Below are 11,786 nucleotides of genomic sequence, written 5' to 3'. Positions count from 1 at the left end.
GCTAAGATTGACACAAATTGTTGCATTTGCGCCATCTTAAAAGGTGAAAACTATTCTGCCTGCGCTTAGCTGCCGAACCAGACCGCAGCGGAGATCGCGGGCAGCGTGAGCACGCTCTCCTGGAACGTCGCTTTACCCTCTTTGATCTTCCACGTTTTACCGGCCAGCAGCGGTGAATCTTCCAGCACCACTTCACACGCCTCGCCCCGGTTGATCGCCACCAGCACGCGCTGCTGGTTATAGACGCGGACAAAGACCACTACGTTATCGTGGGCGTACATCACCTGGCAGCCCCCGTAGCGCAGGGCCTGACTCTGCCTGCGCAGCGTCGCCATACGCTGGTACAGGCTGAACAGATCCTGATCCTGTTTTTCACTCTCCCACGGGAAGGTTTTACGGCAGAACGGATCGTTATTCCCCTCCAGCCCCACTTCATCGCCATAGTAGATGCAGGGTACGCCCGGCCAGGTAAAGAGCCAGGTCACCGCCAGCGGCAGACGCGCCACATCTTTACCCAGCAATGATTTAAAGCGCGCGGTATCATGGCTGTCGAGCTGGTTAAACATCCGCAGCTGCTGCTGATGCGACAGGCCAGCGCGATAGTTTTCCATCCACGCCATGCAGGTTTCTGCGTCGATATGCTGCGGATCGTAAGAGATATCGGTGTTAGCGAGGAAACCCCACAGCGGGAAGGTGAAGCCGCGATAGTTCATCGCCGCGTCTTCTGCATCAGCCTGCAACCACTGACGCGCGTCGCCAAAGTGCTCCCCGAAGACGAATGCTTCCGACCGGACCGCTTTTGCCGACCGGGTAATGGCGGCGACATGCTGAAGGTTATTCCGCGCCCCGCCTGCTTCACCCAGCATATGCACCACGTCCAGCCGCCAGCCGTCCATGCTCCACGGCGCTTTCAGCCAGTGGCGCACGATGCTGTCGTCGTCGCCGTAGATCTCATTCACCAGCGATGGCGACTGGAAATCGAGCTTCGGCAGGCTCGGGTAGCCCAGCCAGTCCAGGGCGCGGCCATTCTCATCAAAACTGTACCAGTCACGCTGCGGTGAGTCCGGATTATGGCATGCGCCGCTCATCGACTGATTATGACGGTCAAACCACGCGTGAGAATCACCGCTGTGATTGAACACGCCATCAAGGATCAGGCGCATACCCTCTTTTTGCGTGTTGTGCCGCAGCCGCAGCAGCGCCTCGTCACCGCCAAACTGCTCGTCAACGTGGCGATAATCCTGCGTATCGTATTTGTGCACGCTTGGCGCTTTAAACACCGGGTTCAGGTACAGCGCCGTGACGCCGAGCGTTTTCAGGTACGGCAGTTTTTCGCTGATACCGTCGAGATCGCCGCCGTAAAAGGTCGATCCCCCCGCCTGGGCGGTCAGCGGCTCGTCCCATTTTTTCAGAATAATGTCGTGACCGACCGCATGATGGTAATAAACCTTGTCCTGATCGGCGTTGCGCTTTTCGCTGCGCGCAAAGCGGTCCGGGAAAATCTGGTAAAAGACCTGATCGTTAACCCACTGCGGGCCGTTATCCGGGTGATCCACGGCAAACTGCTCCAGCCGGGCCGGAGGAAAACGGCTGAAGCCCTGCGGGGTAAACCACAGCTGCCGGTTGTTCCACAGCAGCTTGAAGCCGTAGCGGCGACGCGGCTGCCCGCTGCGCAAATCGATATTTGCCCGCCACGCCGTGACGCCCGGCTGCGGCTGGCTGCGCACTTTGTGCATTTTCAGCGACGTTTCTTCGTTATCCACTTCGGCGCGCAGGGTCACACGTTCAGGCTGATTGTCCCCTGCCAGCCAGAGCGTAATCACAAGGTTGTCTTTGTTTTGCTTAACAAATGGGGCAACCGGAAGGTGCCAGGCGTTTAACATCACGAATCCCCTTTGATGAAATTGACGTCACCTTGCCACAGGGTGATTAAAGATAGCTCATCGTGTTCGGGATTATTGGGGGAGGAGAACGGAGGAGGAGATTTTTTCCAGGGCAAAAGGGAGTGTAGGCCGGGTAAGCGCAGCGCCACCCGGCATTTTTACCTTACTGTGCTTCCGCCAGCTGACGATCGCGGCGACATTTAAACATCCAGCCCACCAGCAGCAGGACGATCCACGCGAAGCCCACGTACAGAGAAATACGGGTATCCGGGTGATAACCAATCAGGCCAATGATGAAGACCAGGAAGATGAGACCGACAATGGTCGTTGGCACGCCGCCCGGCACTTTAAACTTCAGCGCTTTGGCCTCTTCTGGCGACAGGCGGCGACGGAACGCAATCTGCGACAGCAGGATCATGATCCACACCCACACCGTCGCAAAGGTCGCCAGTGACGCAATCACCAGGAAGACGTTCTCCGGCATGATGTAATTCAGGTAAACCGAGAACAGCAGCGCCACGGTCATGACCAGCACCGTTACCCACGGGGTGCCGCGACGCGACGTTTTGGCAAACACCTTCGGCGCACTGCCCTGCTCCGCCATGCCGTGCAGCATACGACCCACGCCGAACACGTCACTGTTGATGGCCGACAGCGAGGCGGTCAGTACCACAAAGTTGAGAATACTGGCGGCAAACGCAATGCCCATATGCTGGAAAGTCAGGACAAACGGGCTGCCGTTGGTGCCCACCTGGTTCCACGGGTAGATGGACATAATCACAAACAACGTGCCCACGTAGAACACCAGGATACGCATCGGCACCGAGTTGATGGCGCGCGGAATGGACTTCTCCGGATCTTTCGCTTCCCCGGCGGTGATGCCGATAATCTCAATACCGCCATAGGCGAACATGACCATCTGAAGCGACATGACCATCCCGAGCCAGCCGTTGCTGAAGAAGCCGCCGTTGCTCCACAGGTTATGGATGCCGGTTGGCTGCCCACCGTTGCCGATACCCCAGATGATGATGCCGAAACCGGCGAGGATCATGATGATAATGGTCGCGACCTTGAAGAAGGAGAACCAGAACTCCAGCTCGCCAAACACCTTCACGCTCATCAGGTTGACGGCGCAGATGATCAGCACCACGCTCAGTACCCAGATCCAGTGCGGCACGGCGGGGAACCAGACCCCCATATAGATGCCAAACGCCGTCACATCGGCAATGGCGACAATCAGAATTTCGAAGCAGTAGGTCCAGCCGGTGATAAACCCGGCCAGCGGGCCTAAGTTTTCTTGTGCGTAGCGGGAGAAGGAACTGGCAGAGGGGTTGTGAACCGACATCTCCCCCAGCGCACGCATGATGATATAGGCCGCCACGCCGCCGATGATGTAGGCCAGCAGAACGCTTGGACCGGCCATTTTGATGGCATCTGCCGAGCCATAAAAAAGACCGGTGCCGATAGCCGAGCCCAGCGCCATAAAGCGGATGTGGCGGGTGCTCAATCCACGTTTAAGTTTGTTAGTGCTTTCCATTAAAATCTTGCCATTCAACACGAAAAAAACAAAAAACCACGGGGCCTTAAGCCCCGTGGTTAAACAATTTGTTGCCGTTGATTAATGGGCGTTGGATGTCACCTGACGCCCTGCCGCACGGTCCCAGATAATCGCCAGAACCAGCGCTACAACGGAAGGCATCAGCCAGGCCAGGCCCTGCTCGGACAGCGGCAGACGCTGTGTCCAGGCTGGCAGGATTTCTGCAAATGCTGATGCTTTGATCCCGTCAAGGATACCAAAAATCAGGCTGATAAACATGGCCGGCGCAATAATTCGCGTCGAGTTATGCCACCACGGGCGGGTGAAGCTCAGCACCACCAGCACGATACATGGCGGATAGATCGCCGTCAGCACCGGAATTGACACCTGAATCAGGTGGCTCAGACCGAGGTTTGACACCGCCATGGAGAAGATGCCGAGGATAAACACCAGCGTGCGGTAAGAGAGCGGCAGATACTGGGCGAAGAACTCCGCGCAGGCGCAGGTCAGACCCACCGCCGTCACCAGACAGGCCAGGAAAATCAGCGCCGCCAGCAGCATGCTGCCTGCACCACCAAAGGTATGCTGCACGTAAGCATGCAGGATCGCCGCGCCGTTTGCGCTCTGATCGACCAGCGTTGCGCTATCTGACCCCAGACGGAACAGCGCCAGATACAGCAGCGTCAGGCCGACACCGGCCATCAGGCCAGCCCAGATGGTGTAGCGAGTCAGCAGGCGCGCTTCGGTCACCCCGCGGGAACGCGCGGCGTTAACGATAACGATACCAAACACCATCGCACCGAGCGTATCCATTGTCAGATAGCCGTTCACGAAACCGTTTGAGAACGCCGCGTTCTGATAAGCGTCCATCGCGGAGCTGATGGGCCCCGCAGGCCAGACGATGGCCGCAACCGCCAGCACGATCAGCGCCACAATTTTCAGCGGAGCCAGGAAGTTACCCACGGTATCCAGCAGTTTGCCGGGATAGAGAGAAACCAGAATCACGATGGCGAAGTAAATGAGGCTGTAAATAAACAGCGGCATCGCGCCGTCACCGGTCAGCGGGGCGATACCCACTTCAAAGGAGACGGTCGCCGTACGTGGGGTCGCGAACAGCGGGCCAACGGCCAGATAGCAGACGGTTGCCAGCAGAACGCCAGCCACTTTGCCAATCGGGGTGCTGAGGCTGTCCACACCGCCACCGACTTTCGCCAGCGCGATAACGGTCAGTACCGGCAGGCCCACGGCAGTAAGCAGGAAGCCAAACGCAGCCGTCCAGACGTGTTCACCCGCCTGTAAGCCAACCATTGGAGGAAAAATGATGTTACCTGCGCCAACGAACAGCGCAAATGTCATAAAGCCCAGCGCGATAATGTCACGCGATTTCAAGTGATGGGTCATAAAACCTTACTGCCTGTGGATGTGGTGTTGAATACGTTGAGATTTTCGCCATCCCTCACGGGACGATACAGCGGAAAATTTGCTCAATTTCAGCGGGATATGCTCCCGTCCTGGCGTGGCGAAGAATAGTTTTTCGATTTACCACGCAAATACAGTCGGTCTGACAGTATATGGGGGGCAATTTAAACGCTTATAACGTTTAAAGGCAAGAAGGGATCGTAAAACCAGAACAATATGCCAGCATGGAAATTCAGACCAAAATAATATGCCATGTATAAGAAAAACTCATGGCTAATCATGCGAACAAAAAAGCACCAGCCGTATAATATTCATCCGCGTTTCGCTTGACTGCAAAGCAAACGGGCCAGCAATCGCTGGCCCGTGGAAAGGTAGCCTGACACATCTGCCGTCAGGCGCTTTTTTTGGCAATTAATCGTTCCGGAATCACGAAGCTAAAGCGCGTGCCCTTACCCAGGGTGCTTTCGATATTGAGCCGGCTTTCGTGGTGGCTGACGGCATGCTTCACAATTGCCAGTCCCAGTCCGCTCCCGCCGGTCTGCCGCGAGCGCGCCTTATCCACCCGGTAGAATCGTTCGGTGAGACGCGGGAGGTGCTCGGGCCCAATCCCCGGCCCGTTGTCCTCGACGCTAAACTCAGCGCCCGCCGGGGTATGCTGCCAGCACACCGCGATATGCGTCCCTTTCGGGGTATGATTCACGGCGTTATAGACCAGGTTTGAGATAGCGCTTCGCAGCTCATCTTCACTGCCGAGCACTTTCAGCGTGTTATCAACGTCAAAACTCAGGGTGTGCTGATTATGACTCAGCGTTTGGGCTTCGCGCTCCACCACCCGCAACATCATCGGCACATCAATGATGTCGTTTAGCGCCAGCGACGGGGCAGCCTCAATCTTTGAAAGCGTCAGCAGCTGTTTGACCAGCCCTTCCATGCGGAACGTCTGCTCCCGCATGGTATGCAGTGCTTTCTCACGCGGCGCCCCCTCAAGCGTTTGCTCCTGCATCATCTCCAGGTAGCCCTGAAGCACCGTCAACGGCGTACGCAGCTCGTGGCTGACGTTGGCAAAGAAGTTACGTCTCGCGCCCTCAAGCTGGTGCATCTGGGTAACGTCCCGCGCTACCATCAGCCACTGCCGATCGCTGTAGGGCATCACGCGGATTTCCAGATGGCGACCGTTATTGAGCTTCAGATTGTGCGGGCGCGAAAAATCCCGCTTTTTCAGATACAGCGTGAACTCGGGATAACGCAGAAGGTTCAGGATGTTCTGACCATTATCATCCGGCCAGCGCAGGCCCAGCAGCTGTTGCGCGAGGCCATTACACCAGAAGATTGTCCCTTCTTCTGTCGTCAGGATCACCGCGTCCGGCAGCGACTCCGCACCGCTACGAAAGCGTTTGATCAGGCTTCCCAGCTCACGACGGCGCTTTTTGTTACGCATCTGCATCTGGTGCAGGCCGTAGAGTAGCGGTTCCCAGCTCCCGCTTCCCGGCGGGGGTGTCATACTTCTGTCGACCCACAGCCACCAGGAGAGACGCAGTAAATTCCAGAAATGCCAGACGAGCAATCCCGTCACGGCCACCAGTAAAAACCACGGCAGATAGCCAAAGATAGCCCCCAGAATGAGAGCCGGAATACAACATAAGATCAGTTCAAAGACGAGCCTTTTCCATGACAGACGTTCCAGCACGCGTCACACTCCTGTCATTGTTCAGAAACGGGTCGAGAAACGATAACCCGTGCCGCGGACCGTCTGTACCATGCGATCGTGGCCGCTCAGTTCCAGTGCTTTACGCAGGCGGCGAATATGGACGTCAACCGTTCGGTCTTCGACATAGACGTTAGTTCCCCAGACGTTATTCAGCAACTGTTCGCGGCTGTAAACGCGCTCCGGGTGGGTCATAAAGAAGTGCAGGAGTTTAAATTCGGTCGGTCCCATATCGAGGGGATTTTCACCGGTCATGACCCGGTGTGAGGTAGGATCCAGGCTCAGCCCCTGCATCTCAATCACCTCTTCCACCGCCATCGGTGAAATACGGCGCATCACGGCTTTGATACGCGCCACCAGCTCTTTCGGGGAGAACGGTTTAGTGATGTAATCGTCCGAGCCGGTTTCCAGACCGCGCACGCGATCCTCTTCCTCGCCGCGCGCCGTCAGCATTACCACCGGGATATCGCGGGTCATCGCCTCGCGTTTGATATGCTTGATAAACTGCAATCCGGAACCGCCAGGCAGCATCCAGTCCAGCAGGATCAGATCGGGCCAGGGTTCATTCAGCTGGTTCACCGCGCTGTCATAATCTTCCGCTTCAACCGGCTGGAAGCCATTTTGTTCAAGCACGAAGCACACCATTTCACGGATCGGAGCTTCATCTTCTACGACCAGAATACGTCTCGCCATACTTTGCCCTGTCTTATCGTATTTAAGTTACAAGTCTGTAATGCGGCGTCATTATGCGTCAGATTTATGACAGATTTATGAAAAACATTACCACTATAAATAGCAAACTGTTGTTTTATTACAGCGGTTATTTTCCGTTCCCCGAACGTTTATAATCCTGCTTTCTTATTATTGCCACGGATCTTTTATGCGCATACTTCACACCTCAGACTGGCACCTGGGTCAAAATTTTTACAGCAAAAGCCGCGCCGCGGAACATGAAGCGTTCCTGAACTGGCTGCTGGAGACGGCTCAGGCTCACGAGGTGGACGCGATTATTGTGGCGGGCGACATTTTTGATACCGGATCGCCGCCGAGCTATGCGCGTGAGCTGTACAACCGTTTTGTGGTCAACCTCCAGCAAACCGGTTGTCACCTGGTGATTGTCGCCGGAAACCATGACTCGGTGGCGACGCTGAATGAATCCCGCGATATTCTGGCGTTCCTCAATACCACCGTGGTGGCCAGCGCCGGACACGCGCCGCAGATCCTGAAAAAACGCGACGGCACGCCGGGCGCAGTGCTGTGCCCAATTCCGTTTTTACGCCCGCGCGATATCGTGCAAAGCCAGGCAGGTCTGTCCGGCAGCGAAAAACAGCAGCATCTGTTGCAGGCCATCACCCGCTATTATCACCAGCAACATACGGAAGCCTGCGCCCTGCGCGGCGATCAGGCCATTCCGATCATTGCCACCGGACACCTCACCACCGTCGGAGCCAGTAAGAGTGATGCGGTGCGCGAGATCTATATCGGTACGCTGGACGCGTTTCCGGCGCAAAACTTCCCCCCCGCCGACTACATTGCCCTCGGGCATATTCACCGGGCGCAGATCATCGGCGGCTGCGAGCATATCCGCTACTGCGGCTCGCCCATTTCGCTCAGTTTTGACGAAACGGGCAAAGCCAAATCCGTGCATCTGGTGAGCTTCACCGGAGGCAAACTTAGCGCCGTTGAGACGCTTGAGGTGCCGGTCACCCAGCCGCTGGCGGTGCTGAAAGGCGATCTGGCCGCCATTACCGCTCAGCTTGAGCAGTGGCGCGGCGCAGCGCTTAATCCCCCCGTCTGGCTCGATATCGAAATCACCACCGACGACTACCTGTACGATATGCAGCGTAAAATACAGACGCTGACGGAAGACCTTCCCGTGGAGGTGCTGCTGGTACGCCGCAGCCGCGAGCAGCGCGAGAAAATACTGCTCAACGCCCAGCGTGAAACGCTTAGCGAACTTCGGGTTGAAGAGGTGTTCGCGCGGCGGCTTGCGCATGAAGAGGTGGACGAGGCCAGACGCACCAGGCTTAACGAGCTGTTTGCCCAGACCCTGCATTCCCTCCATGACGAGGACGAAAACGCATGAAAATTCTGAGCCTGCGCCTGAAAAATCTGAATTCGCTAAAGGGTGAGTGGAAAATTGATTTCACCGCGGAGCCGTTCGCCAGCAACGGGCTGTTTGCCATCACCGGCGCAACCGGCGCGGGTAAAACCACGCTGCTGGATGCCATCTGCCTGGCGCTTTACCACGAAACGCCGCGTCTTAATAAGGTCTCTCAGGCGCAAAACGACCTGATGACGCGCGATACCGCCGAATGCCTGGCGGAAGTAGAATTTGAGGTCAAAGGCGTTGCTTATCGCGCTTTCTGGAGCCAGAACCGCGCCCGCAACCAGCCGGACGGGAACTTACAGGCACCGCGCGTTGAGCTGGCCCGCTGCGAAGACGGCAAAATTCTGGCCGACAAAGTCACGGATAAGCTGGAACAAACCGCCACGCTTACCGGGCTGGACTATGGTCGCTTTACCCGTTCGATGTTGCTCTCTCAGGGGCAGTTTGCCGCCTTCCTGAATGCTAAACCGAGCGATCGCGCAGAGCTGTTGGAAGAACTGACCGGCACGGAAATTTACGGCCAGATTTCCGCCATGGTTTTTGAAAAACACAAAGCGGCACGTAACGCGCTGGAGATGTGCGAAGCGCAGGCCGCAGGGGTTGTGCTGCTGAGCGAGGAACAGCAGCAGCACTTGCAGCAAAGTTTGCAGGCACTTACTGACGAAGAAAAAGTCCTGCTGGCACAGCAGCAAAGCCAACAGAAAGATTTTCAGTGGCTTACGCGTAACGACGAACTGATACGTGAGCAGCAGCGTGCAGCCGCTTCGCAGCAGCAGGCGCAACAGGCTCTGACGGACGCCGCGCCCCAACTGGCGAAGCTCAAGCTGGCGCAGCCCGCCGCCCAGCTACGTCCGCTATGGGAGTATCAGCAGGAGCAGACCACCCGCCTGGCGCAGACAACAGAGCGAATTGTTGAAGTAAATACTCGCTTACTCGACAGAGCGGTGCAGCGCTCGCGTATTCGCAACGGTGCACTGCGCAACCGTGAACAGTTGCAGACAGAGCACAAGGTACTGACGCAGTGGCTGACCGAACACGATCGTTTCCGTCAGTGGGGGCAGGAAATTGCCGGCTGGCGGGCGCATTTTACGCAACTGGGTCGCGATAAAAATCAGCTTGTTGCCCAGTCAGCGCGCATGGCTGAGCTTCGTCAGAAGCTGGCTGAGATGCCTGAAAGTACGTTGACGCTGACGGCTGAGGATCTCGCGACGGCAATGGAGCAACAGGCACAGTCGCGGGCGCTCCGCCAGCGTCTGACAGCGCTTCACGCTCGCTTTCAGCCGCTGCAAAAACGGCTGCGCCAGAATGCGGAAAGCGTGCAGAAAGCGCAGGCTGAGCAGGCTAAGCTCAATGAAACGCTGATCCTGCGGCGTCAGCAGTTCAAAGAGAAAAATCAGCACTATGCCGACCTGAAAGCGCTCTGTGAGCGTGAGGCGACAATCAAGGATCTTGAGAACTATCGTGCACAGCTCGAAGCGGGTAAGCCTTGCCCGCTCTGCGGTTCACGCGAACATCCGGCAGTTGTGCAGTATCAGGCGCTTGAACTGACTGACAATCAGCGCCGCCGCGACGCGCTGGAGAAAGAGGTTGCTGCGCTAAAAGAGGAAGGATTGCTGGTGCTCGCGCAGGTGAATGCGCTGACCCAGCAGATCCAGCGCGAGACAGAGGAAGCACAGGCTCTCTCTGAGGAAGAGCAAGCACTCACTAAAGAGTGGCTGGAGGTCTGCGCCTCCCTGAACATAGCGCTGAATATTCAGGATGATATTGCCCCCTGGATGAGCGAACAGGAAAAGTATGAACGCCAACTGTATCAGCTCAGCCAGCGTCTGACGCTGCAAAACCAGCTCAATGAACAGGAAGGTCAGGCGCGCCAGTACCAGCAGCAGCTGACGGCGACGCGTCAGGCGCTGGCGGCCTCGTTACAATCGCTGTCGCTTAGCGTGCCCGATGAAGGGGCTGAAAGCGCCTGGCTGAGCGCGCGCGAAAGCGAATATACCCTGTGGCAGGAAAAACAGGCCCAGCACGGTACGATTCAGGAAGGTATTAACGCCCTGATGCCCATTCTGGAGACGCTGCCGGTTACCAATGATGCAGAAGCCGACGCGGTTATCCCTGAGAACTGGCGCGGCATCCACGACGAATGCGTGTCGCTGCAAAGTCAGCTCACCACCCTACAGCAACAGGAGACGCTTGAGCGTGAACGGCTCCAGCAATCACAGGCTCAGTTCAACGCCGCGCTGACCGCGAGCTGCTTTGCCGATCGGGACGCATTTCTCTCCGCCCTGCTGGATGAAACGTCGATCCGCCAGCTTGAACAACAAAAGCAGACGCTGGAAAACCAGCTCCAGCAGGCCACGGCGCTTTCGGTGCAGGCAAGCATGCAGCTTCAGGCGCATCAGGCACAGCGCCCCGAGGGGCTGGAAACCGATGCCGCAACGCTTCAGGCGCAGTTACACCAGCTGGCGCAACAGCTTCGGAACAACACCACGCATCAGGGGGAGATCCGCCAGCAGCTCAAACAGGACGCCGATAACCGTCTGCACCAGCAGGCGCTTATGCAGCAGATTGAGGAGGCGGCGCGTCAGGCCGACGACTGGGGCTATCTCAACGCGCTGATAGGCTCCAGCACCGGCGATAAATTCCGTAAATTCGCCCAGGGGCTGACGCTGGATAATCTGGTGTGGCTTGCCAACCAGCAGCTCAACCGTCTGCATGGCCGCTATCTGCTTCAGCGTAAAGCCAGCGACGCGCTGGAGCTGGAAGTGGTCGATACCTGGCAGGCCGATGCGGTACGCGATACCCGTACCCTTTCCGGCGGGGAGAGTTTCCTGGTCAGTCTGGCGCTGGCTTTAGCGCTTTCCGATCTGGTCAGTCACAAAACGCGCATTGACTCGCTGTTCCTGGATGAAGGATTCGGCACGCTCGACAGCGAAACGCTGGACACCGCGCTGGACGCGCTCGACGCGCTGAACGCCACCGGGAAAACCATTGGCGTGATCAGCCACGTAGAGGCAATGAAAGAGCGCATTCCGGTGCAGATCAAAGTGAAGAAGATCAACGGGCTGGGATATAGCAGGCTGGACAGGGAGTTTGCGGTGCAGTAAATGGGGGGATGATGCGCTCTGGTGCCCT

At 57.2% G+C, this 11,786-nt stretch carries 7 protein-coding genes; 2 read left to right on the top strand and 5 right to left on the bottom strand.

Going from position 1 to position 11,786, the window contains the following annotated elements; genetic code table 11:
* Positions 1-65: 65 nt before the first annotated feature.
* From malZ to phoB, 5 genes are all read right to left on the bottom strand, one after another.
* Positions 66-1,883, bottom strand: coding sequence for a maltodextrin glucosidase (gene malZ, locus ACOTY5_RS00435; protein WP_062933926.1), 1,818 nt, complete (start codon positions 1,881-1,883; stop codon positions 66-68).
* A gap of 163 nt (positions 1,884-2,046) precedes the next feature.
* Positions 2,047-3,420 (bottom strand): proline-specific permease ProY, encoded by a 1,374-nt coding sequence (gene proY / locus ACOTY5_RS00430; RefSeq protein ID WP_017383160.1) that lies wholly within the window; start codon positions 3,418-3,420, stop codon positions 2,047-2,049.
* Between the two features lie 81 nt (positions 3,421-3,501).
* Positions 3,502-4,821 (bottom strand): branched-chain amino acid transporter carrier protein BrnQ, encoded by a 1,320-nt coding sequence (gene brnQ, locus ACOTY5_RS00425; RefSeq protein ID WP_003859118.1) that lies wholly within the window; start codon positions 4,819-4,821, stop codon positions 3,502-3,504.
* A 409-nt stretch (positions 4,822-5,230) separates the two neighbouring features.
* Positions 5,231-6,526 (bottom strand): phosphate regulon sensor histidine kinase PhoR, encoded by a 1,296-nt coding sequence (phoR, locus tag ACOTY5_RS00420; RefSeq protein WP_017383159.1) that lies wholly within the window; start codon positions 6,524-6,526, stop codon positions 5,231-5,233.
* Positions 6,527-6,547: 21 nt separating this feature from the next.
* Entirely contained in the window at positions 6,548-7,237 is a 690-nt protein-coding gene (phoB, locus tag ACOTY5_RS00415) for a phosphate response regulator transcription factor PhoB (RefSeq protein ID WP_045142039.1), read from the bottom strand.
* Positions 7,238-7,424: 187 nt separating this feature from the next.
* Here phoB and sbcD point away from each other — a divergent pair, with 187 nt between their 5' ends.
* Together sbcD and sbcC are read left to right on the top strand one after the other, a co-directional pair.
* The gene (sbcD, locus tag ACOTY5_RS00410; RefSeq protein ID WP_017694432.1) at positions 7,425-8,630 is read left to right on the top strand and encodes an exonuclease subunit SbcD; all 1,206 of its coding nucleotides are present in this window, start codon (positions 7,425-7,427) and stop codon (positions 8,628-8,630) included.
* The gene (gene sbcC / locus ACOTY5_RS00405; RefSeq protein ID WP_045142037.1) at positions 8,627-11,758 is read left to right on the top strand and encodes an exonuclease subunit SbcC; all 3,132 of its coding nucleotides are present in this window, start codon (positions 8,627-8,629) and stop codon (positions 11,756-11,758) included. Before sbcD ends, sbcC begins: the two co-directional genes overlap by 4 nt.
* Positions 11,759-11,786: the final 28 nt, after the last annotated feature.

The organism is Enterobacter cloacae complex sp. SHL018, assembly GCF_049237905.1.
GTDB lineage: Bacteria > Pseudomonadota > Gammaproteobacteria > Enterobacterales > Enterobacteriaceae > Enterobacter > Enterobacter hormaechei_C.
This window is presented reverse-complemented; position numbering and strand designations above follow the sequence as displayed.

What these genes read in the sequence shown, in the direction of transcription:
- phoB (WP_045142039.1), bottom strand. Translation starts at nt 7,237, where the DNA reads ATGGCGAGACGTATTCTGGTCGTAGAAGATGAAGCTCCGATCCGTGAA.
- proY (WP_017383160.1), bottom strand. Translation starts at nt 3,420, where the DNA reads ATGGAAAGCACTAACAAACTTAAACGTGGATTGAGCACCCGCCACATC.
- sbcC (WP_045142037.1), top strand. Translation starts at nt 8,627, where the DNA reads ATGAAAATTCTGAGCCTGCGCCTGAAAAATCTGAATTCGCTAAAGGGT.
- sbcD (WP_017694432.1), top strand. Translation starts at nt 7,425, where the DNA reads ATGCGCATACTTCACACCTCAGACTGGCACCTGGGTCAAAATTTTTAC.
- brnQ (WP_003859118.1), bottom strand. Translation starts at nt 4,821, where the DNA reads ATGACCCATCACTTGAAATCGCGTGACATTATCGCGCTGGGCTTTATG.
- malZ (WP_062933926.1), bottom strand. Translation starts at nt 1,883, where the DNA reads ATGTTAAACGCCTGGCACCTTCCGGTTGCCCCATTTGTTAAGCAAAAC.